The organism is Streptomyces sp. NPDC056222 (assembly GCF_042264065.1).
GTDB lineage: Bacteria > Actinomycetota > Actinomycetes > Streptomycetales > Streptomycetaceae > Streptomyces.
The window spans coordinates 35,739-61,651 of the sequence record NZ_JBHJTL010000013.1; the positions used below are offsets into that span (position 1 = coordinate 35,739).

A 25,913-nucleotide genomic window follows, 5' to 3' on the forward strand; every position below is an offset into this window, starting at 1 on the left:
TCGGGCCAGGTGAATTCAGTAGCCGACTTCGAGCTCACGGCGTTTCGAAGTACCCGTACGCCTCAAGCCGCTCCGCGGCGCCGCCGGGTCGCCATTCGCCGGTGCCGGGCTGGAAGGCGATGGGCACATCCTCCTCGGCTTCCGAGAGGAAGTGCATCTCGACCGTATCCCAAACGTATGTGTGCAGGAACGCTGCGAAGCCACCGTCGAAGTACGCAAAATCGGTGCTGCGGCTGGGCCGCCCAGCGATCGTCCAGCGATCGGGGTCGTCCGAGGAGGTCACCCAGTAGAGCGCGTCACCGCCTGTGGTGTAGGCCCAAGGCAGCCACCCGCCGGACTCGGGGAACAGCGGCACTCGCGGAGACCGCTTGAACTGCTGGGCGCGCCGTCGCGCCGCCTCATGTTCGCCGGCGAGGCGTGCGGCCAGCTCCTGGACACTGTTCTCGACACCCGGCACACAGATGTAGAGGTAATACTCGAAACAGCCGGGGCCGAACCAGTAGACGTACTCCTTGTAGTCAGCCGGGAGCCGGGTTCCGATCGCCGTCTCCGCACGGTCCCAGTCCACGAGGTAGCGGCGCGGGGCGGAGAGCCCAGCGTCGGCGGCGAGCTGTTCGATGCTCACGGTGTCAGTCCATTCATCGGTGGGAGTCCGTCCGGCGTGTTGTGGACCGTCCATTGGCCGTAGAAACCTTGGTTCCCAAGAGCGTAGAGCTCGATCGAATCCGGCATCGGATTGCTGCCGTCGTACTGCGGGACAGAGACGTAGAAGATGCGCTCGCCGCCGTCAAGCCGCCTGCGCACAATGCCCTCGTACTCAGCCATCACCTCAGAATTCGCGGTGTTGTACATCTTGACCAGGTTGCGCCGGTCACGGCCGTTACCACCGAGCTGTCTGCCGAGGAGATGGCCACGTGCGAAGCCGATCTCGCCGTCCAAGTACTGCCAACCGGCCGGGTTGGTGTTAGGGGTACCTCGGCCCCGTGCCGTGTCACTGCCCATGATCTCAGTCTGCTTGTCCGGGTTCGCCTCACGGCCACGGCCGCGGTAGTCGACGCTCTCGGCGGTCAAGCAGGCCGTGACTCCGGTGGCGCGGCCCTGGGGGTCAAGGGGATGGTAGTACGCCCAGTTGCCCTGCCCCTTCATGCAGTCGCGGGACTGGTCGTTCCACGCGCCCACGAAGTTCTTGAACTCCTCCGCGCGCATGGCGTCGTCCTGGAACGTCGGGAAGAACCTGAAGTACTTCTTCAGTTGTTTAGCCGTGAGTTCCAGGTCCTTGAGCGACCGTGTATACGCGTCATCGACGAACTGGTCGTGCTCAGAGTCCGTCGTGGCCGTCGCCGCAGGGCGGGCGTGCTCCTTGGCCAAGACCGTGGCGAGGATCTCTTCCCATGGCGGTGGGGGTGGCGGGGGCGGCGGGCCCTTCGGAATGCAGTACCAGCCGCAGGGCCCGGTTCCGGTTCCGGTGCCACCACCGCCTCCGCCTCCGCCACCGCGCGAGCCACCTTCGTAGACCGGGCTGATGACCCTGCCTCGGTCGGAGCCGCTGCCGTCGCCGGGATCCGGATCCCCGTACCACGGCTCCATCTCGACGTAGGTCGACTCCTTTGGACGGCGCAACCACTCGGCAAAGTCGTAGGCGGAGGTCACCACAGAAACGACAGGGAATCGCCTGATACCGAACTTGATGACACTGCGCGGGTTGTTCTTTACATACCTGACCCCAGCGTTCGCATGGCGCTCCAGCTCTCTGATGCCGTCATCGATGTACTTCGGCGTACACACCCCGAAGAGGCAGACGCTGTGCCCGCTGGGGTCGGTGTTCAGCAGCGGGCTGCCGTTGCCGTAGGTGTAGCGGTTCGCCTGGATCGATGGGACCGGGTTCAGGGTCCACGAATCCCGCGAGGAGAAGCCGCCGTTGGCCGGGTCGTACCAGCGGGCATGCATGTTGACCTGGCCCGTGGACGGGTCGGTGTACTCGCCCTGGTAGCCCAGCGCGCCGGCGGCGCCCGTCCGGGCCGTGACCTCGCCGAACGGGGAGTAGCCCGTCGAGTTGCCCAGCGCGCCCGTGGCCGGGTCGAACGAGCCCGTCACATCACCGTGCAGGTTCGACAGGACCGCCGCCGCCCCCGTGCCGTCGCCGTTGGCCGTGGACAGGGCCTCACCCGACGAGTCCCGGAAGACCAACTGACCGCCGCCGGCCACCAGGTTGTTGGTCTGGTCGGCGTAGCCCAGGGTGTCCGTACCCCGCTTCACCAGGCGGCCCAGCGCGTCGTACCCGTACGCCGTTCCGTCGGCGGAGACCATCCGGCCGTGGGCGTCGAAGGCCGAGGAGTGCGAACCGCCCGGACCGCTACTGCCGGTGCGGGTCCCCCGCGCCGAGTAGGTGTACGTCACATCCCCGGCCGACAACAGCCGGTTGCGCTCGTCGTACACCGCCGTCACAGCACCCGCGCCCGTACGGTTGCCCGCCGCGTCCCACGCGTAGTCCGTGACTGAGCCGTCGGCCGCCGTCCAGCTCGTCAAGCGTCCCGTCCAGTCGTAGCCGTACGACTGGGTTCCCGATCCCGCCGTGCCTGCGGTCGTCCTGCCCGTCAGCTGGGACGCCTCGTCGTAGCTGTAGGCGGACGAGGCCGTCGTCGTGCCACCCGGCGCTTTCAGAGTGTCCGAGGACAGCCGGTCGAGGATGTCGTAGGCGAGGGTCCGTGAGGCCCCCGTGCCGCCGTAGGCGATCGACGTCAGCCGGGAGGTGGCGTCGTAGCCGTACGTCCGCGTCGCCTGGGTCAGCGGGTCGACGGCCGACTTCAACCGGCCCGCCATGTCGTACACGAAGGTGGCCTGACCCGCCGCGTCGGTGCGGCCGGTCAGTCTGCCCTCCTCGTCGTAGGCGAAAGTCGCCGTGCCGGAGGGACCGTCCGATGACAGTAGGTTGCCGCGGTCGTCGTAGCCGAACGTGTCCGTACCGCCTGGCGCACTCGCCGACACGAGTCGGCCCACCGGGTCGTACCCGAAGGTGTCCGGGGTCGTAGGGGCTTCGGCGCCCGCGCCGGTGACCTGAGTGATGCGGTCAAGCGCGTCGAAGGTGCGGTCCTGGGTCACACTCCCCGGCTGGATCTCCTTGACCGGCCGGCCGGCCGCGTCGTAGACCGTGGTCCAGGTGCGGTCCGCCGCGTCCGGATGGGCGGTGGTGGAGGGCTCCACCACGGATTCCAGCAGGCCGTGGCTGGTGAAGTCGTACCAGGTGGTGTGCGAGCGGCCGTCCGTCAGGCGCGTGCGGTTGCCCGCCGCGTCATAGCCGTACGTCGTCGTGAGGGAAGCGGTGGCGTCGACCGGTTCGACGAGCTTGGTGAGACGGCCCATCGCGTCGAAGGTCTGCTTGACCGTGTGGCCCAGCGCGTCGGTGACCTCGATCGGGTTGCCGTCCGCGTCGTACGTGGAACCTCGGGTGCGCAGGACCGTTCCTGCGGCGTCCTCGTCCGTGACTGCGGTGGTACGGCCCGCCAGGTCGTAGGTGGTGCGGGTGGTCCGGCCCTGAGCGGTCGTCACCGACGTCGGCCGGCCGGTCGGGCCGTACGACAGTACGGTCTTAGCGCCCGCCGGGTCCGTGATGGAGGTCGGCTGCCCCCCCACGTTGTAGATGCCGGACGTGGTCAGGCCCGTCGGAGTCGTCGTCGACAGCACGTTGCCGGTGTCGTCGTAGGTCCGCTTCGTGGTGAACGCGCCCGGCGCCGGGCGTCGCTCGATCACCGTCGACGTCACCGCGCGGCCGAGGTCGTCGTAGGTGGCCTCGGTGCGGGCTCCGGTCGGGTCGGTGGCGGACAGCTGCTCGCCCAGCAGGTCATAGGTGAAGGTGGAGACCGGCGCGGACGCGGTGACCGTCGGGGCCGGCCGCGTCACCTTGGCAAGGTTGCCGAGCTGGTCGTAGACGAACGTGCTGGTCTTGCCGAGTGGGTCGGTCTCGCTCGCCAGGTTGCCCGCCGCGTCATAGGCGCGGGTGACCTTCGGCGTCAGCGGTGTCGTGGCGCCCGGCGGGGTGTAGTCCGGCAGGGTCGTGTCGACCTCGCGACCCAGGCCGTCGAACACCGTGTGCACGACCTCGCCGTTCGGGCCACGGGCGTCGGTCGCCTGGCCGAAGGTGTCGTAGCCGACGGTCGTGGTCGGGCGTGCCGTGGCAGCGGCGGACTGCCGGGTTTCGACGACCACGGACGGCGAGCGAGTCTCGACCAGGCGTCCGAGCTCGTCGTAGACGTGGTCGGTGGTGTACGCCACCGGGTCGGCGCCCGTCGCGTTGCCGCGCGGCGAGGTCTCCGACAGGGTCAGGCCCCGGTCGTCGACCACCCGTGTGGTGACGAGGTCGTCGGGGCCGTTCTCAACCGTCAGCCGGGTGGCTGCCCCGGTGATGCCGCGCGCGTAGGTGATCTTCTCGGTGCGGGTGCCACCCGCGCCGGTGTGGGTCTCCGTGAGCGCCGCGCCGCCCGCGTCGTAGGTGTAGGCGGTGCGCCGTCGGCGCTCTCGACACCGACGGCAACGGACGCGTCGAGCCGCTGGTCGGTGCTCCCGGCAACGCGGCGGGGACCGTCACGATCCTCAAGGTGAAGCCCGGGACGCTGGAATCCGCGACCGCCCTCGCGGAGAGCAGCTTCGGTTGGGCAGCGGGCGACGACGGCGATGCGTACGGAATCGCGCTGCCTCGCTGAACGGGAGGTATCGGCCACCCTCGACCGTGCGCACGGCCATCCGCACGAACGCGGACCGCGGCGCCCAGCAGGTGCCGGGTTCAGCGCCCTGGCGCTGCGTCCGGCCCCTGGTCCTCCGCAGGAGCGGGCGGCGCGTCCCGGAAGCGCCTGCGGTCCCTTGCTCCTGGAGGGGCGTCCGCGAGGGGGATGACCGTGCCGTCGCGGCCCGCCACGACCGGTTTCGCCGAGCGCGCCGCCTTCGCCTGGTACTGGGCCGCGTCCGCGAGGCGGAAGAGGCGGCGGGCGGACTTCAGGGGGCCGATGGGGTCGCCCGTCGATGCCACCCCGCACGCGACGCCCTCGCCGAGTTCCAGCTCCCCGGCCCGTACGCACAGCTCGTCCGCGACCGCCACCACCTCGTCGGACGTCGGACCCACCGAGAGCAGGCAGAACTCGTCGCCGCCCAGGCGCGCCGACAGTGCGCCGGGCAGCATCGCGCCGCACCGGGAGAGCACCGAGCCGAACCGCTCCAGCAGGCGGTCGCCGACCGCGTGTCCGTGGGTGTCGTTCACGCGCTTCAGGCCGTTCAGGTCGCAGACCACCAGGCTCACCACGGAGCCGTCCGTGCGGTAGCGCTCGATCGCCTCGTCGAGCCGGGTGTCGACGGCGCGGCGGTTGGCGAGGCCGGTCAGCGGGTCGGTGAAGGCCAGCTTCCGTACCTCCTCCAGACGCTCCGCCTGGGCGATGCCCGCCGCCACCACGGCCGCGAGCACCGCCGCGAAGTCCGCGTCGTCGCGGTCGAAGACCGGCGCCCCGGCAGGACGCGCCACATACAGCTCGCCCCAGGCCCGGCCGTGCAGCACGATCGGCGCGACCACGCAGCAGCCGCGGCCGCGCTTGCGCAGCCCGGTGACGCGGCCGGTCGGGATGCGGTCGCCGGCGGTCTCCACCCAGGCGTCGGGCTCGCCGCCGCCCGCCCACTGCGCGTGCAGGAACTCGGTAATCTCCGGGAACTGGTGGACGGGGTAGGTCTCGGCGTCGGGGAACTCCTCCTCCCCGACGGCCCGCTCCCCGGCGTTCACCAGCACCTTCAGCCGGCCGCGATCCCGCTCCCAGACGGACAGTGCGGCGAAGTGCCCGCCGAGCGCGTCGCGGGCACCGAGCGCCGCCGCCCGCCAGAACTCGCGCGGAGTGTGCGCCGCCGCCATCGCCTGCGCCAGCGCCACCACGGCCCGCAGCCGCACGTCCTCTCCCATTCCTCCAGCTTAGGGACGATTCGTCTGTTTTTACTGGTGAGGCGTCACAGAAAGTTACATTACGAACATTTGCGACATTTCCCACCCGTTCGGCGGTTACTCACACGGCTCGCGGTCGATCACTCACCCGGCCACGCGGGCTTCCGCTTCTCGTTGAAGGCCGCCACACCCTCCGCCCGGTCCCCGGAGAACGCGACGGACCGCCATGCCGCGTCCTCGACCTCCAGGCCGGCCCGCAGGTCGAGGCCCTGTCCGAGCCGCATCGCACGCTTCGCGGCGCGCAGTCCGACCGGGGAGTTCGCCGCGATCCGTCCGGCCAGCTCCATGGCGGCCGTACGCGCGTCCTCCTCCAGCAGGTCCACGAGCCCCAGCTCGCGCGCCTCGGCGGCCTCGACCCGCCGCGCGGTGAAGACCAGCTCGGCCGCGCGGGCCGCACCCACCCGGCGCGGGAGCAGCTGCGTACCGCCGCCGCCAGGGATCACGCCCACCGACACCTCCGGCAGCCCGACCACGGCCGTCGCGTCGGCCACGATCACATCGCAGGCCAGCGCCAGCTCGAAGCCGCCGCCGAGCGCGTAGCCGTGCACCGCGGCGACGGTCGGCATCGGCAGCTCCAGGACGCCGGTGTACGCACCGCGGGCGGTCGGGCGCTGGCGGACGAGCTCGGCGTCGGTGAAGGAGTTGCGCTCCTTGAGGTCGGCGCCGACACAGAAGGCCCGGTCGTTGGAGGAGGTCAGCACCGTGACCCGTACCGAGGCGTCGTCGGCGAGCGCCGCGCACGCCGCCCCGATGGAGCGGGCCATCTCCGAGGAGACGGCGTTCATCGCCTTGGGCCGGTCGAGGACGAGCTCGGCGACGTACTCGTGCCTACGAACGGCGACGAACTCACCAAAACGCTGCTCGGACTGCTCGGACATGACCGCACCCTCCCGGTTAACGCATGTTAACGACTGTTCACCGGGATCCTAGGTGGGGCGGCGGGTCAGGTGCCAGGGCTCCACGACACCGAGGCCACGGACCGGGCGCTGCCACATCGGCTGGAGCGCGAAACGGTACGTCGGAGGCTCCTCGCCCTCCTTCTCGGCGCGGGCCGCCTCCTCGGCCGCCTGCGTCTCCGAGACCGGCGCGTCGCCGGTCCGGGTCAGCTCCTCGGCGAGTGCCCCGTCGACCAGGACGGTGTCCTTGGGGGCTATCGAGGTGAGCCGGCTCGCGAGGTTCACCGTCGTACCGAAGACGTCGCCCATGCGGGTCGTCACCGTGCCGAAGGCGATGCCCACCCGGAGCGCCGGCATGGTCTCGTCGTGGCTGAGCGTATCGATCAGCCGCAGCGCGATCTCGGCGGCCGTGCCCGCGTCGTCGGCCGCGTACAGGACCTCGTCGCCGAGGGTCTTGATGAGCCGGCCGCCGTGCGCGGCGACCAGGTCGGCGCAGGTCGTCTCGAAGGCCTCGACCAGTTCGCCGAGCTCCTCCTCCTCCAGGCGGCGGGTCAGCCGGGTGAAGCCGACCAGGTCCGCGAAGCCGACCGCGAGGCGCCGGTCGACCATCTCCTCGTCGTCGGCGGCCTGCACGAGGACGCGGCCGGTGGCGGCGGCGAGCTGGCGGCGCCAGACGTAGATCAGGAACTCCTCCAGCTCGGGCAGGAGCAGCTCGACCAGGGGGTACGTGACCTCCGTACGGGTCATGCCGGGCTCGGGCGGCTCGGTGAGGCCCTCCAGGAACGAGTCGATCTGCCACTCGGCCAGCCGGGCGGTCGTCTGCCCCGTGGACCGGGCGACCTGCACGGCCATCGGCTCGCTGAGCAGGCCCGCCTCGACGAGACCGGCGAGCCGGCGCAGGGCGAGGACGTCGGCCTCGGTGAGCGCCTTGGCCTGACCGATGTCGGCGAAGCCCATGGCGCGCCAGAAGCGGGAGGCCAGCTCCATCGAGACGCCGGCGGTGCGGGCGGCCTGGAAGGGGGTGTAGCGGCGGTCGGCACCGAGGATGAGCTGTTCGAGGCGGATGGCGAGCGGGTCGTCCGTCGGCTCGGCCGTGTGGTCGACCACATGGTGAGGGGTCGGGTACGCCGGTGGCTCGGCCTCGCCGCCGTTGTGCGCGTCGTCGACGGTCACCGGCCGCCTCCTGCCCGTTCCCTGCCCACTGCCCTGCCGATCTGTCGCCTGGATCGCGCTCCACGATACGACAGGTGTGTGCCAGCTCACGCCGTAACGTCCACCTCACCGTGTTTAGGGCGCCCGTTCCTCCACCGGCTGAACGGGCACCCACGGCGTCAGGTGCTCAGTCCTCCGCGCGGAGGTGGACGATGTCGCCCGCCGCGACCGCTTCCGTGCCGCCGCCCTCCGTGGCCACCACGAGGCGGCCGTCGCCGTCCAGCGCGACCGCGTCGCCCTCCAGCATCCGCTCGCCCGGCAGGTCGGCCCGGACGCGGCGGCCGAGGGTCGCGCAGCCCGCGGTGTACGCCTCCTGGAGGCCGGAGGCGGCGGGGTCGCCGTCCGCCCGCACCCACTCTCCGTACCAGTGCTCCAGGGACCGCAGGACCGACCGGAGCAGGGTGTCCCGGTCCGTCGAGATCGCGTTCGCGAGGAGCAGCGAGCCGGCCGCCGGGACGGGGAGCTCGTCCTCACGCAGGGTGACGTTGATGCCGAGCCCGACCACGATGGCGTCCTCGCCCGCCCGCTCGGCGAGGATGCCGCCGGTCTTCCGCTCCTCGCCGCCGACCGAAACCAGCAGGTCGTTCGGCCACTTGAGGGAAAGGTCCACCCCGGCGGACTTCGAGAGCCCGGTCACCGCCGCCACTCCGGTGAGCAGCGGCAGCCAGCCCCACCGGTGCACCGGCACGTCGGGCTTGAGCAGGACGGAGAGGAAGATCCCGGACCGGGCGGGCGCGATCCAGCTGCGGTCGAGGCGACCGCGGCCCTCGGTCTGTTCCTCGGCGACGATCACGGCCCCTTCGGGCAGCTCGTCGGCGCGGGCGGCGAGGTCGGAGTTGGTGGAGCCGGTGGTGGTGACCACGTCGAGCGAGGTCCACAGACCGTCGGGGAGCACGAGAGCACGGCGCAGCGAGGCGGCGTTGAGCGGGGGCCGGTCCAGGTCGGACCAGGGCCCTCCTGAGCCATGAGAGGACGTCATGCAAGCCAGACTAGGTGTGGCAAAGACCGCAGTGCCGAACCGTATGGGCGTCGATACCCTACGGATCAGTAGCCGAGCATTAGCCCATTCGTAGCCAACGAACCCCCGTGACCAGGCAGGGAGCCGCATCCCGATGTCCGAGTCGGTAGAGCCGCAAGAGATCGACATTCACACGACCGCGGGCAAGATCGCGGATCTGCAGCGCCGTATTGACGAGGCGACCCACGCCGGTTCCGAGCGTGCTGTGGAGAAGCAGCACGCGAAGGGCAAGCTGACCGCGCGGGAGCGCATCGAGCTGCTGCTCGACGAGGGCTCCTTCGTGGAGCTCGACGAGCTGGCCCGGCACCGGTCGACCAACTTCGGCCTGGAGAAGACCCGGCCCTACGGCGACGGCGTGGTCACCGGCTACGGCACCGTCGACGGGCGCCCGGTCGCCGTGTTCTCGCAGGACTTCACGGTCTTCGGCGGAGCCCTCGGCGAGGTCTTCGGCCAGAAGATCATGAAGGTGATGGACTTCGCCCTGAAGACCGGCTGCCCGGTCGTCGGCATCAACGACTCCGGCGGCGCCCGCATCCAGGAGGGCGTCATGGCCCTCGGCATGTACGGCGAGATCTTCCGCCGCAACACCCACGCCTCGGGCGTGATCCCGCAGATCTCCCTGGTCGTCGGCCCCTGCGCGGGCGGCGCGGTCTACTCGCCCGCGATCACCGACTTCACGGTGATGGTGGACCAGACCTCGCACATGTTCATCACCGGCCCGGACGTCATCAAGACGGTCACCGGTGAGGACGTCGGCTTCGAGGAGCTGGGCGGCGCCCGGACGCACAACACCACCTCCGGTGTCGCGCACCACATGGCGGGCGACGAGAAGGACGCGATCGAGTACGTCAAGTCCCTGCTGTCGTACCTCCCGTCGAACAACCTTTCCGAGCCGCCGGCCTTCCCCGAGGTCGCCGAGACGGAGGTGAACGACGAGGACCGCGAGCTGGACGTCCTGATCCCGGACTCCGCGAACCAGCCGTACGACATGCACACCGTCATCGAGCACATCGTCGACGACGGCGAGTTCCTGGAGACCCAGGCGCTGTTCGCGCCGAACATCCTGACCGGCTTCGGCCGGGTCGAGGGCTTCCCGGTCGGCATCGTCGCCAACCAGCCGATGCAGTTCGCCGGCTGCCTGGACATCAACGCCTCCGAGAAGGCGGCGCGCTTCGTCCGCACCTGCGACGCCTTCAACATCCCGGTCATCACCTTCGTCGACGTGCCGGGCTTCCTGCCCGGTGTGGACCAGGAGTACGGCGGCATCATCCGCCGCGGCGCCAAGCTGATCTACGCGTACGCCGAGGCGACGGTCCCGCTGATCACCGTCATCACGCGCAAGGCCTTCGGCGGCGCGTACGACGTCATGGGCTCGAAGCACCTGGGCGCCGACCTCAACCTCGCCTGGCCGACCGCCCAGATCGCGGTCATGGGCGCGCAGGGCGCGGTGAACATCCTGCACCGGCGCACCATCGCGGCGGCCGAGGACCAGGAGGCCGAGCGCGCCCGGCTCATCCAGGAGTACGAGGACACGCTCCTCAACCCGTACACGGCGGCCGAGCGGGGCTACATCGACGGCGTGATCATGCCGTCGGACACCCGCCCGCAGATCGTGAAGGGCCTGCGTCAGCTGCGGACGAAGCGGGAATCCCTGCCTCCGAAGAAGCACGGCAACATCCCCCTGTAAGGAGCCGCTGTGATCAAGGTCGTACGAGGAAACCCGACCCCGGAGGAGTTGGCCGCCGCACTGGCGGTGGTCCAGGCCCGGGCCGCGGCGACGGCGGCGGCGTCCGCCGCCGACGGCGGCCCGGCGGTTCCCGAGAACTGGTCGGACCCGTCACGGATCGCGCGCGCGGTACGGCCCCGGCCGGGGCCGCGTTCCTGGGCGCGCTCCTACTGGCCGGCGTAGCCGGTCCGCCCACGACGTACGGACAACTCCGAAGGCCGGACCTCTTGTGCGGGAGGTCCGGCCTTCGTGTGCCCGGGGTCAGACGAGGGGTGCGACCGCCTCGGCCATCACGCGGTACCCGGCGTCGTTGGGGTGGAGCCGGTCCGCGTACGCGTACGCCGGGTTCAGCGCCTTCGGGTCCTTCGGGTCGGCGAGGAGCCGAGCGAAGTCGACGACCGCGTCGAACTCGCCCGAGGTCCTGATCCAGTGGTTGACCTCCGCACTGGTCCGTTCGGCGGTCGGTCCCCAGTGGCTGGTGCCCTTGAAGGGCAGCAGCGTCGAGCCGACGACCCGTATCCCGCGGGCGTGCGCCGCTTCGATCAACTGGCGGTAGGCGGCGATGAGTTCGGCCGAGGTGACGACCGGTGAGGGCTTGTAGGTGGGCTGGGGCACGGGCTTCAGCGCGGCCTCGCTGAAGCCGATGTCGTTGACTCCCTGGAGCAGGGCGACGGTGCCGACGCCGGGCTGGTCGAGGGCGTCGCGGCGGAACCGGGCGGTGGAACGTTCGCCGTACCAGGCCGAGTCGTTGAGGACCAGGTTGCCGCCGATGCCGGCGTTCACGACGGGGCGGTCGATCCGTTCGGCGAGCGCGTCGGAGTATCGGCGGTTCGCGTTCGTGGTGGAGCCGAAGCTGTCGGTGATGGAGTCCCCGAAGAGGACCACTCCGCCCCTGCGGGGCGGGGTTCCGCCGCTGACCTCGACGCCGTTGAGGTAGTACCAGGACTGGCTGCGGGCGGTGAAGGCGCGCCCTTCGGCGTCGGCGCGGTGGTCGCCCTCGGCGCGGTAGCTGTCGGCCCACGCCTGGGAGTGGAACGTGGCGGGGCCGGTCGTGCCGGCGAGGTAGAGGGTGACGGTCACCGACTCCAGTCGCCCCAGGTCGAGCCGGGCGGGGTCGCTTCGCAGTTCACCGTGGGCGGGGACGGAGACGGACCGTTCGCCGCCGAAGGTGAGGTGGCGCACCGAGCCGGGTTCGACGGCGGCGCCGGTGGCGGTCCGGGCGACGGTGGCGCCGGTGACGGCCAGGGGTGAGGTCCCGTAGGCGTTGCTGAGCCGGATCCGGACCCGGTCGCCGTCCTCGCTGACGCGGACGACCTGCCGGAGGGTCTGGCGCGAGAACCCCTCCTGGGACCAGTTGGCGGTGAAACCGGTGGCGGGGAGCTGCGGGGCGGCGCCCCAGGCGGCGTGCCACCGCGGGGCGGGCGCGGGGCGGGCGTCGGCGGCCTGGGTGCCGGAGAGGAGCGTGAGGCCGAGGGCGGCGGCGAGCAGCGGGGCGAGGAGCTTCTTCATGACGTGTTCCTTCCGACGGCAGGAGGGTGACGGAGATGTGAGGAGCGGTCAGGAGCGGCGCAGGAAGAGGCCCAGCGCTCCGGCGAGGACGATGGCGGCGTTGACGAGGACCGCGAGGCCGATGCCGTCGAAGACCGTGGTGGAGGTGACCACGACGGCGCTCATGATCGGCGTGCCCATGGTGATGCCGATCTGCTGGGTCATGGTGGCGAGGCCGGTCGCCATCCCCTGCTCGGAGTCGGGCAGTCCGGACGTCGCGGTGACCATGAAGCCGACGATGGCGAGCATGTTGCCGACGCCGCCGACGAAGGTGCCGGCGAGCAGCAGCCAGAGCCAGGCCCGGTCGTCGCCCAGGGCGTACAGCGAGAGCGTGGCGGCGGCCTGGAGGAGCCCGCCGCCGACGAGGGCGGCGCGGGCGCCGTAGCGGCCGATGAAGCGGGAGGCGTACACCCCGCCGAGGACCGTGCCCGCGCCGAGGACGCCGAACGACAGACCGGCGGCGAGCGGCGAGAAGCCGAGCACGTCCTGGAGGTAGAGCGTCATCAGGAAGACGAGCGAGGTCTCGGTGACGAAGGCGACGAGCCCGGCGAGGTTGCCGTGGACGACGGTGCGGCGCGTGAGGATCCGTACGGGTACGAGGGGTGAGGCGGCCCGCCGCTCCACGAACCAGAAGGCGACCAGCAGCGCGGCGCCGACGGGGAGCGCCAGGGGCTCGGTGGTGAGGCCGTAGACGAGGGCGAGGAGTCCGCCGGTGACGGTGATCGCGCCGGGGATGTCGAGGCGGGGGCGGACGTCGGGGCGGCTCTCCGCGAGGACCGCGGGTGCGACGAGCAGGACGGCGAGGGCGACCGGCACGTTGATGAAGAAGGCCCAGCGCCAGGAGAGCAGGTCGGTCAGGACGCCACCGAGGACGGCGCCGGTGGTGAAGCCGGCCGACATGAGCGCACCGTTGAGGCCGAGCGCCTTGGCGCGCAGGGGCCCCTCCGGGAAGGAGGAGGTGAGCAGGGAGAGCCCGGCGGGGGTGACCGCGGCGGTGGCGAGGCCCTGGGCGACACGCGCGGCCATCAGCATCCCGGGGTTGGTGGCGAGTCCACCGACGAGGGAGGAGATGCCGAGGAGCGCCATTCCGGCAAGGAAGAGGCGGCGGCGGCCGACGATGTCGGCGACGCGCCCGAGGAGGAGGGTGAATCCGGCGGCGGCGAGGGCGAAGGCGGTGGCGATCCACTGGAGGTTGCCCAGGCTGAAGCCGAGTCCTTCGCCGATGACGGGCAGGGCGACGTTCAGGATCGAGAAGTCGACGGCCAGCATGAACTGGGCGACGAGAAGGACGAGGAGGACGAGCCGCATCCGTCCGTCCATGCGGGCGGTTCGGACGTCGGTGTGGGACCCGAGAGCGGTGGCAACCATGAGCGAGACCTCTTAATGGGCTTCTAGTTCCGTTAAGATGTCCCGTACCGTAGCAGACTCGAAGGCGTTAATGGAACAGGAGACCCGTTTGACTGAGAGCCAGCCGGCCGTGCCCGGCACCGTGCGCCCCGGGGGCCGTACCGCGAAGGTGCGCCGGGCCGTCCTCGAAGCGACCGAGGACGCCCTGGCCGCGGCGGGCTTCCACGCGCTGAACATGGACCATGTCGCCGCGAGCGCGGGCGTCGGCAAGACGACCGTCTACCGCCGCTGGGGCTCCCCCGTCGGCCTCGTCGCCGACCTGCTGCGCGACATGGCGGAGCAGTCCCTGCCGGCCTCCGACACCGGCAGCCTCGCGGGCGACCTGCGGGCCAACGCCGCACTCGTCACCAAGACCCTCACCGACCCCCGTATGGGCGCCGTCTTCCGCGCGGTCATCGCCGCCGCGGCCTGTGACGAGGAGTGCGCCGAGGCGCTGAACGGCTTCTACCGGGCCCGTCTGGAGGAATGGGCCCCGGTGGTGAAGCGGGGCGCGGCACGCGGCGAGGTCCCGGCGGAGACGGACGGCCTCGAACTGCTGCGCGCGGTCTCGGCCCCGCTCTACTACCGCTTCATGATCACGCGCGAGCCGCTGGGCCCCGCGGACGCGGAGCGTGCGGTCCGGGCGGCGCTGTCGGCGGCCGGTGACGGAGTGTTCACCACGCCGTAATTAGTCCGTTGGCACCCCGGCGCCTGAGTACGGGTACTCAGGCGCCCCGGCCGTCCCACCAGCAGGATCATGGTCATGCTGTGGTCCGACCCGAAGAACGAGCCGCCGGAGGAGATGCGCGACATGCAGGCCATGCTGCGTCGCGCGTCCATCCTGCTGGCCCTTGCGATGGTGGTGGCGATGTTCGTGGTCGGCCTCCACTGACACTGGCTACGCTTCCCCCATGACTGCTGATCGCCGCCGTGTCGTGCTCGCCTCCGCCTCGCCCGCCCGTCTCGGACTGCTGCGGCAGGCCGGACTCGCCCCCGAGGTCATCGTGAGCGGCGTCGACGAGGACAAGGTGCACGCGCCGACTCCCGCCGAACTCGCCCTCGCGCTCGCCGAGGCCAAGGCCGCCCATGTGGCCGCCCGCCCCGAGGCGTTCGGCGCCCTGGTCATCGGCTGCGACTCCGTCCTGGAGCTCGACAAGCAGGCCCTCGGCAAGCCGGCCGACGCCGAGGAGGCCACCGCGCGCTGGAAGGCGATGCGCGGCCGGGTGGGCATCCTCCAGACGGGTCACTGCGTGTACGACACGGCGGCCAAGCGCTACGAGTCGGCGACCGCCTCGACCGTCGTCCGTTTCGGTGAGCCGTCGGACGCCGAGATCGCCGCGTACGTGGCGAGCGGCGAACCGCTGCACGTGGCCGGCGCATTCACGCTCGACGGCCGCTCGGCGCCGTTCATCGACGGCATCGACGGCGACCCGGGCAATGTGATCGGCCTGTCGCTGCCCCTGCTGCGCACCCTGCTCGCCAAGCTGGGGGTCTCCATCACCGACCTGTGGACCTGACGGCCACGCCGGCCCTACGCGGGCGCCGCCGCCTCCTCCAGGGCGTCGGCGCCCTTTCCGTACACCACCAGCGTCAACACGATGAGGCCCAGCACCGCGGTCATGAACGCGAAGGCGCCCCATCCGATCAGACCGATCGTCACCGCGCCGAGTACGCCGTGCACGACGGCGCAGCCGATGAGCAGGGCCCGGCCGGCGCGCCCGGGGCGCTTGTCGCGTATGCCGGCGATCAGGGCGACGGTGGCGCAGAGCGCGAGCAGCAGCCCGGAACCGATGCCGAGGGCCCAGGTACCGGTCACCATGTGGTCCGGGTCGAGGCCGTCGAGTGACATCGACTGGATCTCGACGAACCGTGCCATGACGGCGTTGAGCGCGACGATGCCCGGCGCTTCCAGGAAGAGCACCGCCGCCGTCACGAGAGCTATCGGTCTGCGGGCCACCTGGGCCACCCCCTGAAAACGGCTGTTACCTGCAGTACGGACGACAGCGGGAAGGCTACTGCCGGGTAAACCTTCGGACAAGGGTCCGCGCGTACGGATGAGGCGGCAAAGAATCATTGCGCCATTCGTAGGGACTCCACAAAGAAACCCGATCCGCGACTGGCCCCACGAACAGAGACCTGTGCCACACCTCGGAGCTACTGTGCCGTAGAGGAACCCTGCGTACCGTGGTGCGACAAGGGATTTCACGACCCGAGCAAGCCTCGCATCACGCTCCGTGTGGGCAAGCTCACCACTGGGGACGGGTCGAAGTGCCGTGTCGGCAGTCCCTAAACTCAGCTTGTTTCAAGGAGGGAGCCATCGTGCGCAAGGTGCTCATCGCCAACCGTGGCGAAATCGCTGTCCGTGTCGCCCGTGCTTGCCGGGATGCCGGGATCGCCAGCGTAGCCGTCTACGCCGATCCGGACCGGGACGCTCTGCACGTCCGCGCGGCCGACGAGGCGTTCGCTCTGGGCGGTGACACCCCGGCCGCCAGCTATCTGGACATGGCCAAGGTGCTTCAGGCTGCAAAGGACTCGGGCGCGGACGCGATCCACCCCGGCTACGGGTTCCTTTCCGAGAACGCCGAGTTCGCCCAGGCCGTGATCGACGCCGGTCTGACCTGGATCGGCCCGCCGCCGCAGGCCATCCGTGACCTCGGCGACAAGGTGGCGGCCCGTCACATCGCCCAGCGTGCGGGCGCCCCGCTCGTCGCGGGCACGCCCGACCCGGTCTCCGGCGCCGACGAGGTCGTCGCCTTCGCCGAGGAGCACGGCCTGCCGATCGCGATCAAGGCCGCCTTCGGTGGTGGCGGTCGTGGTCTGAAGGTCGCCCGCACCCTCGAAGAGGTGCCGGAGCTGTACGACTCCGCCGTCCGTGAGGCCGTCGCCGCCTTCGGCCGCGGCGAGTGCTTCGTCGAGCGCTACCTCGACAAGCCGCGGCACGTCGAGACCCAGTGCCTGGCCGACTCCCACGGCAACGTGGTCGTCGTCTCCACCCGTGACTGCTCGCTCCAGCGCCGCCACCAGAAGCTCGTCGAGGAGGCGCCCGCGCCGTTCCTCTCCGAGGCGCAGAACGCCGAGCTGTACGCCGCGTCCAAGGCGATCCTGAAGGAGGCCGGCTACGTCGGCGCCGGAACGGTCGAGTTCCTGGTCGGCGTGGACGGCACGATCTCCTTCCTGGAGGTCAACACCCGTCTCCAGGTCGAGCACCCGGTCACCGAAGAGGTCACCGGCATCGACCTGGTCCGCGAGATGTTCCGGATCGCCGACGGCGAGGAGCTGGGTTACGACGACCCGGCCATAAGGGGTCACTCCTTCGAGTTCCGTATCAACGGCGAGGACCCGGGCCGCAACTTCCTGCCCGCGCCCGGCACCGTCACCACCTTCGACGCGCCGACCGGCCCCGGTGTCCGCCTGGACGCGGGCGTCGAGTCCGGCTCGGTCATCGGCCCGGCCTGGGACTCGCTCCTGGCCAAGCTGATCGTCACCGGCGCCACCCGTGAGCAGGCGCTCCAGCGCGCCGCCCGCGCCCTGGCCGAGTTCAAGGTGGAGGGCATGGCCACGGCCATCCCGTTCCACCAGGCGGTCGTGGTCGACCCGGCGTTCACCGCGGACCCGTTCCGCGTCCACACCCGGTGGATCGAGACCGAGTTCGTCAACGAGATCAAGCCGTTCGCCCCGGCGGGCTCCGACGCCGAGGAGGACGAGTCGGGCCGCGAGACGATCGTCGTCGAGGTCGGCGGCAAGCGCCTGGAGGTCTCCCTCCCGTCCTCGCTGGGCATGTCCCTGGCCCGTACGGGTCTGGCCGCCGGTGCCAAGCCGAAGCGCCGCGCCGCGAAGAAGTCCGGCCCGACCGCTTCCGGCGACACCCTCGCCTCCCCGATGCAGGGCACCATCGTGAAGGTGGCCGTCGAGGAGGGCCAGGAGGTCAAGGAGGGCGACCTGATCGTCGTCCTCGAGGCCATGAAGATGGAGCAGCCGCTCAACGCGCACCGCTCCGGCACCGTCAAGGGACTGTCGGCCGAGGTCGGCGCCTCGATCACCTCCGGCGCCGCGATCTGCGAGATCAAGGACTGACGACCGACGGCTCAGGCCGTTCGTACGCTGGGAAGGGCCCGCAGGCACATAGCCTGCGGGCCCTTCGCCCAACCGAGGAGCCCCCATGCGCGCCGACGCGCGCCGCAATCACGAACGGCTGCTGACCGAGGCCCGCGCAGCCTTCGCCGAGCACGGTACGGACGCCTCCCTGGAGGATGTCGCCCGTCGCGCCGGGGTCGGCATCGGCACGCTCTACCGGCACTTCCCCACCCGTGACGCGCTGGTGAACGCCGTCTTCCAGGAGGCCCTGGCCGCGCTGCTCCAGCGGGGCCGTGAGCTCGCGGCGGCCGAGGAGCCGTGTCCGGCGCTGGTGGAGTGGCTGCGCGCCCTGATCACCCACGCGGGTGAGTACCGGGGCTTCGCCCGGTCACTCATGTCGGCGTCACGGGACGAGAGTTCGGCGCTCGCGCAGTGCAGCGTGCCGCTGCGCGCGGCCGGCGAGATCCTGCTGGGCCGGGCCCGGGATGCGGGTACGGTCCGCGCCGATGTGTCGATCGGCGATCTGATGCAGCTCACTCACGCGATCGCGCTGGCGGCCGAACAGAACCCGGACGACGAGGAGTTGCCGGACCGGCTGCTGGCCCTGACCCTACGGGGCATGAAGAGCTGAGCCCGCGGGCGGTCGGCTCACGCGCCCGCGTGTACGCCGAGGCACACCCCGGCCGCGGGCAACAGCGCCCGCGGAGCCGGAAGTCGCTGCCGGACCTCGGCGTCCGCGCCGGACCGGCCGACCTCGACGCCCCGGACCTCGACGCCCGCGCTCGGTCCGCGGCGGCCCCGGCTCAGCGCCTGCGCATGTCCGCGACCCTGGCCGTCCGTTCCGGCTGAAGCACCTCACTCGCCAAGGAGGCGGCGGCTCCCCGGAATTGGCCGGGCTGGTGCCGGGCGCGCTGGCCGGGGAGCGGAACGTCACGGCGCGGGCGGCCGCCGCCCGGGGGGACGGCGTCCCCACCCGGTCCCGTCCCCGCCACGGCGATCTGGACGCCCTGGTCGGCCAGCGCCTGAAGCTCCGTGGCGGCCCGGTCGTCGTGCGGCGGCGGCTCGTCGGTGACGAGGCGGGTGATCACGTCGGTCGGCACCGTCTGGAACATGGTGTCGGTGCCGAGCTTGGTGTGATCGGCCAGCACCACGACCTCCGCGGCCGCCTGCACCAGCGCCCGGTCCACGCTCGCGGAGAGCATGTTGGACGTGGAGAGACCGCGCTCGGCCGTCAGGCCGCTGCCGGAGAGGAAGGCGCGGGAGACCCGAAGTCCCTGGAGGGACTGCTCGGCCCCGCTGCCCACCAGCGCGTAGTTCGAGCCGCGCAGCGTGCCGCCCGTCATGACGACCTCGACCCGGTTGGCATGGGCGAGGGCCTGGGCGACGAGCAGGGAGTTGGTGACCACGGTCAGACCGGGCACGCGGGCGAGCCGGCGGGCCAGCTCCTGCGTGGTCGTCCCGGCGCCGACGACGATGGCCTCGCCCTCTTCGACGAGACTCGCGGCGACATCGGCGATGGCCGTCTTCTCCGCGGTCGCGAGATGGGATTTCTGCGGGAAGCCGGACTCTCGGGTGAACCCGCCCGGCAGTACCGCACCGCCGTGCCGGCGGTCGAGGAGTCCTTCTGCCTCCAGTGCCCGCACGTCCCGCCGTACGGTCACTTCTGAGGTCTGGACGACGCGGGCGAGCTCACGGAGCGACACGGCTCCATTGGCGCGCACCATTTCGAGGATCAACTGACGACGTTCTGCAGCGAACACGAAACCGACAGTAACGTGACCGGCAGATACTTTTCAGCACTATGCGCCGAATTGCAGAAGATGCGCACAGACGGGGCCCCCAAGTGGTATGGGAGGCCCCGTCGTTGATCGTTCCTTGTCCCGCCTTGCCGGGGGTTGTCCACATCTCCCCAGGCGGGACGGTGGGTCAGCCTTCGCCCGACGCCTTTCGGGTGTGCAACTGCCGTGCCACTTCCGCGATCGAGCCCGACAGGGAGGGGTACACGGTGAAAGCGTTTGCGATCTGTTCGACCGTCAGATTGTTGTCGACCGCGATCGAGATCGGGTGGATCAGCTCGCTCGCCTTCGGGGCGACGACACAGCCGCCGACCACGATCCCGGTGCCCGGACGGCAGAAGATCTTGACGAAACCGTCCCGGATGCCCTGCATCTTGGCGCGCGGATTGCGCAGCAGCGGCAGCTTGACGACCCTGGCCTCGATCTTGCCCGCGTCCACGTCGGCCTGGGTGAAGCCGACGGTGGCGATCTCGGGGTCGGTGAAGACGTTCGACGAGACCGTCTTCAGGTTCAGCGGGGCCACCGCGTCGCCGAGGAAGTGGTACATCGCGATCCGGCCCTGCATCGCCGCCACGGAGGCGAGCGCGAAGACGCCGGTGACGTCACCGGCGGCGTACACGCCCGGCGCGGAGGTACGGGAGACCCGGTCGGTCCAGATGTGGCCCGAGTCCTTGAGCCTGACCCCGGCCTCCTCCAGACCCATTCCGGCCGAGTTCGGGATGGCACCGACGGCCATGAGGCAGTGGGAGCCGGAGATGACCCGGCCGTCGGCCAGGGTGACCTCGACGCGGTCGCCGACACGCTTGACGGACTCGGCGCGCGAGCGGGCCATGACGTTCATGCCGCGGCGGCGGAAGACGTCCTCCAGGACGGCGGCGGCGTCCGGGTCCTCGCCGGGCAGAACGCGGTCGCGGCTCGACACCAGGGTCACCCGCGAGCCCAGCGCCTGGTAGGCGCCGGCGAACTCGGCACCCGTCACACCCGAACCGACGACGATGAGCTCCTCGGGGAGCTCCTTGAGGTCGTAGACCTGGGTCCAGTTCAGGATCCGCTCGCCGTCGGGCTGGGCGTCGGGCAGCTCGCGCGGGTGGCCGCCGGTCGCGATCAGCACGGCGTCGGCGGTCAGCGCCTCCTCCGAGCCGTCGGCCGAGGTCACGATCACCTGGCGGGAGCCGTCCACGGCCTGGCGGCCCGAGAGCCGGCCGCGGCCGCGCAGGACGCGGGCGCCGGCGCGGGTGACGGAGGCGGTGATGTCGTGGGACTGGGCGAGCGCGAGGCGCTTCACCCGTCGGTTGACCTTGCCGAGGTCGACACCGACGACGCGGGCGGCCTGCTCCACGTGCGGGGTGTCGTCGGCGACGATGATGCCCAGCTCCTCGTAGGAGGAGTCGAAGGTGGTCATCACCTCGGCCGTCGCGATGAGGGTCTTCGAGGGGACGCAGTCGGTCAGGACGGACGCGCCGCCGAGGCCGTCGCAGTCGACGACGGTCACCTCCGCGCCGAGTTGGGCGCCCACCAGGGCAGCCTCGTATCCGCCGGGTCCGCCGCCGATGATCACGATCCGGGTCACAGGGATCTACGCCTCGCGCTCTCGTTCTGCCGGGGGGTCCCCCCGCTGGGGCTGCAGTGCGTACGCCATTGTCCCGCACGCTTCAAGTGCGTACCCCATTGTCCCGTACGCCGGGGGTGGTCTCGCGCCGGGGCCTCCATACGGCCCCCACCTCGGACTTCCGTGTGCACCCTCTCCCCTCCCGTACCCTCGATCCCATGTCGCTCTACGCCGCGTACGCCGGCAACCTCGACGCGCGGCTCATGACGCGCCGCGCCCCGCACTCCCCGCTGCGCGGCACCGGCTGGCTCAACGGCTGGCGGCTGACCTTCGGCGGCGAGCAGATGGGCTGGGAGGGCGCACTGGCCACGATCGTCGAGGCGCCGCGTTCCCAGGTTTTCGTCGCGCTCTACGACATCGCGCCGATGGACGAGGACTCGATGGACCGCTGGGAGGGCGTCGGCCTCGACATCTACCGCCGGATGCGGGTCCGCGTGCACACCCTGGACGGCGAGGAGCCGACCTGGCTGTACGTCCTGAACGCGTACGAGGGCGGGCTGCCGTCGGCGCGCTACCTCGGCGAGATCGCCGACGCGGCCGAGTCGGCGGGCGCGCCGCACGACTATGTGATGGAGCTGCGCAAGCGGCCTTGCTAGGCACGGCTCGGGCCGTGTGAGCGGCCGGTCCCGGTTCATGGCGGTATCCGCCTGGCGGAAGGTTTGTGTGGCCCCCGCTACGCCGTTCGTCGGAAACGACAAGACAACGATCGCATGTCCGTCAGCATCGTCATCTACGCGCGTAGGAATTCTCGGGCTACGCTTCTGCGCGTATGAAATCCGTCCGGGGCTCCTCCCTCGGACCCCCCTCCCCGAGGCGAGAGAGTCAGTGAACGCAACTGCCACCCCGTACGAGGCCGCCGAGGCCGCTGCCGCTCGTCTTCGCGAGCTGACCGGAATCGAGACCCACGACGTGGCCCTCGTCATGGGCTCCGGCTGGGCGCCGGCCGTCGACGCGCTCGGCGCCCCGGAGGCCGAGTTCCCCGTGACCGAGCTTCCCGGCTTCCCGCCGCCGGCCGTCGAGGGACACGGCGGCAAGGTCCGCTCGTACAAGATCGGCGCCAAGCACGTCCTGGTCTTCCTGGGCCGTACGCACTTCTACGAGGGCCGGGGCGTCGCCTCCGTCGCCCATGGTGTGCGCACCGCCGTCGCCGCCGGCTGCAAGACCGTCGTGCTGACCAACGGCTGTGGCGGTCTGCGTGAGGGCATGCGCCCCGGCCAGCCGGTCCTGATCAGCGACCACATCAACCTGACGGCCGCCTCCCCGATCGTCGGCGCGAACTTCGTGGACCTCACCGACCTGTACTCGCCGCGGCTGCGCGCACTGTGCAAGGAGGTCGACGAGACCCTCGAAGAGGGCGTCTACGTGCAGTTCCCCGGGCCGCACTACGAGACCCCGGCCGAGATCAACATGGTTCGCGTCATGGGCGGCGACCTGGTCGGCATGTCCACCGTCCTGGAGGCCATCGCGGCCCGCGAGGCGGGCGCCGAGGTCCTGGGCATCTCCCTGGTCACCAACCTGGCGGCGGGGCTCTCGGGCGAGCCGCTGAACCACGAAGAGGTCCTCCAGGCGGGCCGCGACTCGGCGGCGCGGATGGGCGAGCTGCTCACGCGGGTCCTCGACCGGATCTGATCTCTCACCGCGCCCCTCGCACCGCTCGGCCCCAGGGGGCCGAGCGGGCTTCGGAGCGCCGCGGCGGCGCCTCCGACCGCCGGATCGGTCCCGACCCTCCGGAGGCCGGTGCCGCTGCGCGGGGCCCTCTCCCCCACCCCTCCCCCTACGCCTGGCGGCGTGGGGGGACCCCCACTTCCCGTGACCGGGGCTCCGCCCCGGACCCGCGCCCCTGCGGCGCCGGCGGGGCTGAATTTCGGCCCGCCCGCCCGGCGTTCGAGGGCACGGCCGCAGGCCGTACGGGGGCTGGGCGCCTGCCCCCAGTTCGGGAAGGAGCGAGGTGGGGAAAGGCTTCGCGCAGCGGCTCACGCCACCACCCCGCCCACACGCACCCCGAAAGGCACACCGTGACGCAGGACGACCTCCTGGCCCGGGCCCAGACCTGGCTCGCCGAGGACCCCGACAGCGAGACCCGCGAGGAGCTCGCCAAGCTCATCGAGGCCGGTGAAACGGACGAGCTCGCCGCCCGCTTCGCCGGCACGCTGCAGTTCGGCACCGCCGGACTCCGCGGCGAGCTGGGCGCGGGCCCGATGCGGATGAACCGCTCGGTGGTCATCAGGGCCGCCGCTGGACTTGCCGCGTACCTCAAGGCCAAGGGCCAGGATCAAGTGGGCGAGCGCGCAGCGCTCTCGGATGAGGGTGGTGGTGGGCGACGGGCGGGCCTGGTCGTGATCGGCTACGACGCCCGCTACAAGTCGGCCGACTTCGCCCGTGACACCGCCGCCGTGATGATCGGCGCCGGACTGCGCGCCGCCCTGCTCCCCCGCCCGCTGCCGACGCCCGTCCTCGCTTACGCCATAAGGCATCTGGGCGCCGCCGCGGGTGTCGAGGTCACCGCGAGCCACAACCCGCCGCGCGACAACGGCTACAAGGTCTACCTGGGGGACGGCTCGCAGATCGTGCCGCCTGCGGACGCGGAGATCGCCGCCGAGATCGACGCGGTGCGTTCGCTGAACGACGTCCCCCGGGCGACCGAGGGCTGGGAGGTGCTCGGCGACGAGGTCCTGGACGCGTATCTGGCCCGTACGGACGCCGTCCTGACCGCCGGCTCCCCCCGTACCGTGCGGACCGTCTACACGGCCATGCACGGCGTCGGCAAGGACGTCCTGACGGCCGCCTTCGCCCGCGCGGGCTTCCCGCCGCCGGCGCTCGTCGCCGAGCAGGCCGAGCCGGACCCGGCGTTCCCGACCGTCGCCTTCCCGAATCCGGAGGAGCCGGGCGCGATGGACCTCGCCTTCGAGGCGGCCCGCGCCGTGGACCCGGACATCGTGATCGCCAACGACCCGGACGCCGACCGCTGCGCCGTGGCCGTGCCGGACGCGACGGTCGAGGGCGGCTGGCGGATGCTGCGCGGTGACGAGGTGGGCTCGCTGCTCGCCGCGCACCTGGTGCACAAGGGCGCGCGGGGCGTGTTCGCCGAGTCGATCGTCTCCTCCTCGCTGCTCGGCCGGATCGCCGAGGCGGCGGGCGTCGGTCACGAGGAGACGCTGACCGGCTTCAAGTGGATCGCCCGCGTGGACGGTCTGCGGTACGGCTACGAGGAGGCGCTGGGCTACTGCGTCGACCCCGAGGGCGTCCGCGACAAGGACGGCATCACGGCGGCGCTGCTCGTCGCCGAGCTGGCCTCGGAGCTCAAGGAGCAGGACCGTACGCTGACGGACCTGCTCGACGATCTGGCGGTGGCCCACGGCCTGCACGCCACGGACCAGCTGTCGGTGCGGGTGGAGGACCTGAGCGTCATCGCGAACGCGATGAGCGCGCTGCGCTCGCGGCCGCCGGTCCACCTCGCGGGCCTGACGGTAACGACGGCGGAGGACCTGACGAAGGGCACGGAGTCGCTGCCCCCGACGGACGGTCTGCGCTACTACCTGGAGGGCGACTACAAGGCCCGGGTCATCGTCCGCCCCTCAGGCACCGAGCCCAAGCTGAAGTGCTACCTGGAGGTCGTGGTCCCGGTCGCCGACGCGAGCGAGCTGGGGGCCGCCCGCGCGAAGGGCACCGAGGTCCTCTCCGCGATCAAGCGGGACCTGTCGGACGCGGCCGGTCTCTGAGCGTCACGTGGGCGGGGCTCGTACGGAATCGGTTCCGTACGGGCCCCGCCTTCCCGTTCGGCCCACCGCGCGATTCCCGTACGGGTGAATTCGGTGCGCCGGCCGCCCCCGGCGCTCAGCCGGTGGCGAGCAGGACGATCAGCAGCACGAGGCCCGCGACGGCCGGCGCGATGATCTCGTACGCCCAACGCACCTGCGGCTCCCCCTGGGCGCCGGGGCGGGTGGCGCAGCGCTCGGCGAGATCGCGCAGGTCGGCGACGGTCCGGTCGGCCGGGGCCAGACGGTCCTTGTCGTCCACGTGCGCGTGGACGGAGGTGCGGTTGTGCGGGTCGTCCTGGGCGGCGCGCGTCTGACGGCGGGCCATCCGCTTGCGCTGGCGCAGCGAGACGGGGACGGCCCAGAGCTGGTACTTCGTCCCGGACCGGGTCAGCACCTCGCTGGAGTACCCGGCGCGGACGTCGGCCACCGCGGCCCAGGGCAGGACGATGGAGCGGAAGGGGTTACGGACCCGGAGGCGGTCCTCGTTCGCGTTCACCACGGGCCGGATCGTGAACGCCACGACGAGCGGCACGACGAACAGCAGGCCCGCCAGGGCGACCCAGGGCGCGCGCCCCTCGCCGCGGATCATCGCGTCCACACAGAACCATCCGGTCAGCCCGAGCAGCAGGACTCCGCCCGCGATGCCCATGGACGACCGGTAGACCCGGTCGGCGTAGGTCGGCTCGGCGGGCTGCTGCGGGGGCTGGGTCGTCATGGTGCCGATTCTGCCTCACCGGGTGCGGGCGGGCTCGGGCGGAGGGAGCGGCCCCGCACACCCCCCGGCGAGCCCCGTCCGGGAGCGCGGGCGCACCCCTTCCGGAAGCCCCGGCGGACCCCTTCCGGAGGCACCGGCGGACCCCTTCGGAAACCGCGGGGCTGTACAGGTCGCTACGCGCGTAGATATGCTCGACTGGTGACC

Annotated in this window: 22 protein-coding genes; 10 read left to right on the forward strand and 12 right to left on the reverse strand. The window is 71.4% G+C overall.

Annotation, left to right across the window (positions count from 1 at the left end):
• Window positions 1-34: 34 nt before the first annotated feature.
• The 6 genes from ACFC0D_RS09190 to ACFC0D_RS09215 all read right to left on the reverse strand — a co-directional run bounded on the left by ACFC0D_RS09190 (window position 35) and on the right by ACFC0D_RS09215 (window position 9,058).
• The gene (locus ACFC0D_RS09190) at window positions 35-625 is read right to left on the reverse strand and encodes a hypothetical protein (RefSeq protein ID WP_376432771.1); all 591 of its coding nucleotides are present in this window, start codon (window positions 623-625) and stop codon (window positions 35-37) included.
• On the reverse strand, window positions 622-4,338 hold the full coding sequence (locus ACFC0D_RS09195; RefSeq protein ID WP_376432773.1) for an RHS repeat-associated core domain-containing protein: 3,717 nt from the start codon (window positions 4,336-4,338) through the stop codon (window positions 622-624). The genes ACFC0D_RS09190 and ACFC0D_RS09195 overlap by 4 nt, the downstream gene beginning before the upstream one ends.
• 439 nt (window positions 4,339-4,777) lie before the next feature.
• Window positions 4,778-5,932 (reverse strand): diguanylate cyclase domain-containing protein, encoded by a 1,155-nt coding sequence (locus ACFC0D_RS09200; protein WP_376432775.1) that lies wholly within the window; start codon window positions 5,930-5,932, stop codon window positions 4,778-4,780.
• Window positions 5,933-6,051: 119 nt separating this feature from the next.
• The gene (locus tag ACFC0D_RS09205) at window positions 6,052-6,849 is read right to left on the reverse strand and encodes an enoyl-CoA hydratase/isomerase family protein (protein WP_376432777.1); all 798 of its coding nucleotides are present in this window, start codon (window positions 6,847-6,849) and stop codon (window positions 6,052-6,054) included.
• 48 nt (window positions 6,850-6,897) lie between these two features.
• Window positions 6,898-8,040, reverse strand: coding sequence for an adenylate/guanylate cyclase domain-containing protein (locus tag ACFC0D_RS09210; protein WP_376432779.1), 1,143 nt, complete (start codon window positions 8,038-8,040; stop codon window positions 6,898-6,900).
• Window positions 8,041-8,206: 166 nt separating this feature from the next.
• Complete coding sequence (locus ACFC0D_RS09215) at window positions 8,207-9,058, reverse strand: biotin--[acetyl-CoA-carboxylase] ligase (protein WP_376432781.1); 852 nt, start codon at window positions 9,056-9,058, stop codon at window positions 8,207-8,209.
• A gap of 133 nt (window positions 9,059-9,191) precedes the next feature.
• On the opposite strand from ACFC0D_RS09215, the gene ACFC0D_RS09220 reads away from it, so the two are divergent.
• Complete coding sequence (locus ACFC0D_RS09220; RefSeq protein WP_376432783.1) at window positions 9,192-10,784, forward strand: acyl-CoA carboxylase subunit beta; 1,593 nt, start codon at window positions 9,192-9,194, stop codon at window positions 10,782-10,784.
• A 9-nt stretch (window positions 10,785-10,793) separates the two neighbouring features.
• The gene (locus ACFC0D_RS09225; RefSeq protein ID WP_376432785.1) at window positions 10,794-11,006 is read left to right on the forward strand and encodes an acyl-CoA carboxylase subunit epsilon; all 213 of its coding nucleotides are present in this window, start codon (window positions 10,794-10,796) and stop codon (window positions 11,004-11,006) included.
• A gap of 78 nt (window positions 11,007-11,084) precedes the next feature.
• Here ACFC0D_RS09225 and ACFC0D_RS09230 read toward each other — a convergent pair whose 3' ends face one another.
• Window positions 11,085-12,332 carry an SGNH/GDSL hydrolase family protein gene (locus tag ACFC0D_RS09230; RefSeq protein WP_376432787.1) on the reverse strand — a complete coding sequence of 416 codons (1,248 nt, stop codon included), beginning with the start codon at window positions 12,330-12,332 and terminating at the stop codon, window positions 11,085-11,087.
• 48 nt (window positions 12,333-12,380) lie between these two features.
• On the reverse strand, window positions 12,381-13,739 hold the full coding sequence (locus ACFC0D_RS09235; RefSeq protein WP_376432789.1) for an MFS transporter: 1,359 nt from the start codon (window positions 13,737-13,739) through the stop codon (window positions 12,381-12,383).
• A gap of 70 nt (window positions 13,740-13,809) precedes the next feature.
• On the opposite strand from ACFC0D_RS09235, the gene ACFC0D_RS09240 reads away from it, so the two are divergent.
• The 3 genes from ACFC0D_RS09240 (at window position 13,810) to ACFC0D_RS09250 (ending at window position 15,274) form a co-directional block, all read left to right on the forward strand.
• Entirely contained in the window at window positions 13,810-14,445 is a 636-nt protein-coding gene (locus tag ACFC0D_RS09240; RefSeq protein ID WP_376432791.1) for a TetR/AcrR family transcriptional regulator, read from the forward strand.
• Between the two features lie 75 nt (window positions 14,446-14,520).
• Window positions 14,521-14,649 (forward strand): morphogenic membrane protein MmpB, encoded by a 129-nt coding sequence (gene mmpB / locus ACFC0D_RS09245; RefSeq protein WP_362365552.1) that lies wholly within the window; start codon window positions 14,521-14,523, stop codon window positions 14,647-14,649.
• A 19-nt stretch (window positions 14,650-14,668) separates the two neighbouring features.
• Window positions 14,669-15,274, forward strand: coding sequence for a nucleoside triphosphate pyrophosphatase (locus ACFC0D_RS09250; RefSeq protein ID WP_376432794.1), 606 nt, complete (start codon window positions 14,669-14,671; stop codon window positions 15,272-15,274).
• A gap of 14 nt (window positions 15,275-15,288) precedes the next feature.
• Here ACFC0D_RS09250 and ACFC0D_RS09255 read toward each other — a convergent pair whose 3' ends face one another.
• Window positions 15,289-15,714, reverse strand: a complete 426-nt coding sequence (locus ACFC0D_RS09255) for a hypothetical protein (protein ID WP_376432796.1) — start codon at window positions 15,712-15,714, stop codon at window positions 15,289-15,291.
• Between the two features lie 362 nt (window positions 15,715-16,076).
• Between ACFC0D_RS09255 and ACFC0D_RS09260 the strand changes: the two genes are divergently transcribed.
• Window positions 16,077-17,831, forward strand: a complete 1,755-nt coding sequence (locus ACFC0D_RS09260) for an acetyl/propionyl/methylcrotonyl-CoA carboxylase subunit alpha (protein ID WP_376432798.1) — start codon at window positions 16,077-16,079, stop codon at window positions 17,829-17,831.
• An 85-nt stretch (window positions 17,832-17,916) separates the two neighbouring features.
• Entirely contained in the window at window positions 17,917-18,462 is a 546-nt protein-coding gene (locus ACFC0D_RS09265) for a helix-turn-helix domain-containing protein (RefSeq protein ID WP_329116785.1), read from the forward strand.
• 172 nt (window positions 18,463-18,634) lie between these two features.
• On the opposite strand, the gene ACFC0D_RS09270 is transcribed toward ACFC0D_RS09265, so the two are convergent.
• The gene (locus ACFC0D_RS09270) at window positions 18,635-19,591 is read right to left on the reverse strand and encodes a DeoR/GlpR family DNA-binding transcription regulator (RefSeq protein WP_376432801.1); all 957 of its coding nucleotides are present in this window, start codon (window positions 19,589-19,591) and stop codon (window positions 18,635-18,637) included.
• 166 nt (window positions 19,592-19,757) lie between these two features.
• On the reverse strand, window positions 19,758-21,197 hold the full coding sequence (locus ACFC0D_RS09275) for an NAD(P)H-quinone dehydrogenase (RefSeq protein WP_329116789.1): 1,440 nt from the start codon (window positions 21,195-21,197) through the stop codon (window positions 19,758-19,760).
• 197 nt (window positions 21,198-21,394) lie between these two features.
• On the opposite strand from ACFC0D_RS09275, the gene ACFC0D_RS09280 reads away from it, so the two are divergent.
• The 3 genes from ACFC0D_RS09280 to ACFC0D_RS09290 all read left to right on the forward strand — a co-directional run bounded on the left by ACFC0D_RS09280 (window position 21,395) and on the right by ACFC0D_RS09290 (window position 24,955).
• Window positions 21,395-21,832 (forward strand): gamma-glutamylcyclotransferase, encoded by a 438-nt coding sequence (locus ACFC0D_RS09280; protein ID WP_329116791.1) that lies wholly within the window; start codon window positions 21,395-21,397, stop codon window positions 21,830-21,832.
• 229 nt (window positions 21,833-22,061) lie between these two features.
• A complete protein-coding gene (locus ACFC0D_RS09285; protein WP_260231530.1) occupies window positions 22,062-22,865 on the forward strand; it encodes a purine-nucleoside phosphorylase in 804 nt (267 codons plus the stop codon).
• Window positions 22,866-23,251: 386 nt separating this feature from the next.
• Window positions 23,252-24,955, forward strand: a complete 1,704-nt coding sequence (locus ACFC0D_RS09290) for a phospho-sugar mutase (RefSeq protein WP_376432804.1) — start codon at window positions 23,252-23,254, stop codon at window positions 24,953-24,955.
• A gap of 115 nt (window positions 24,956-25,070) precedes the next feature.
• Here the strand turns inward: ACFC0D_RS09290 and ACFC0D_RS09295 are convergent, their stop codons facing one another.
• Window positions 25,071-25,709: a PH domain-containing protein gene (locus ACFC0D_RS09295; RefSeq protein ID WP_376432806.1), complete on the reverse strand. Its 639-nt coding sequence runs from the start codon at window positions 25,707-25,709 to the stop codon at window positions 25,071-25,073.
• Between the last annotated feature and the right edge of the window lie 204 nt (window positions 25,710-25,913).

Coding starts and splice junctions, on each gene's coding strand:
- ACFC0D_RS09200 (WP_376432775.1), bottom strand. CDS start 5,932: ATGGGAGAGGACGTGCGGCTGCGGGCCGTGGTGGCGCTGGCGCAGGCG.
- ACFC0D_RS09205 (WP_376432777.1), bottom strand. CDS start 6,849: ATGTCCGAGCAGTCCGAGCAGCGTTTTGGTGAGTTCGTCGCCGTTCGT.
- ACFC0D_RS09215 (WP_376432781.1), bottom strand. CDS start 9,058: ATGACGTCCTCTCATGGCTCAGGAGGGCCCTGGTCCGACCTGGACCGG.
- ACFC0D_RS09220 (WP_376432783.1), top strand. CDS start 9,192: ATGTCCGAGTCGGTAGAGCCGCAAGAGATCGACATTCACACGACCGCG.
- ACFC0D_RS09230 (WP_376432787.1), bottom strand. CDS start 12,332: ATGAAGAAGCTCCTCGCCCCGCTGCTCGCCGCCGCCCTCGGCCTCACG.
- ACFC0D_RS09235 (WP_376432789.1), bottom strand. CDS start 13,739: ATGGTTGCCACCGCTCTCGGGTCCCACACCGACGTCCGAACCGCCCGC.
- ACFC0D_RS09240 (WP_376432791.1), top strand. CDS start 13,810: ATGGAACAGGAGACCCGTTTGACTGAGAGCCAGCCGGCCGTGCCCGGC.
- mmpB (WP_362365552.1), top strand. CDS start 14,521: ATGCTGTGGTCCGACCCGAAGAACGAGCCGCCGGAGGAGATGCGCGAC.
- ACFC0D_RS09250 (WP_376432794.1), top strand. CDS start 14,669: ATGACTGCTGATCGCCGCCGTGTCGTGCTCGCCTCCGCCTCGCCCGCC.
- ACFC0D_RS09265 (WP_329116785.1), top strand. CDS start 17,917: ATGCGCGCCGACGCGCGCCGCAATCACGAACGGCTGCTGACCGAGGCC.
- ACFC0D_RS09280 (WP_329116791.1), top strand. CDS start 21,395: ATGTCGCTCTACGCCGCGTACGCCGGCAACCTCGACGCGCGGCTCATG.
- ACFC0D_RS09295 (WP_376432806.1), bottom strand. CDS start 25,709: ATGACGACCCAGCCCCCGCAGCAGCCCGCCGAGCCGACCTACGCCGAC.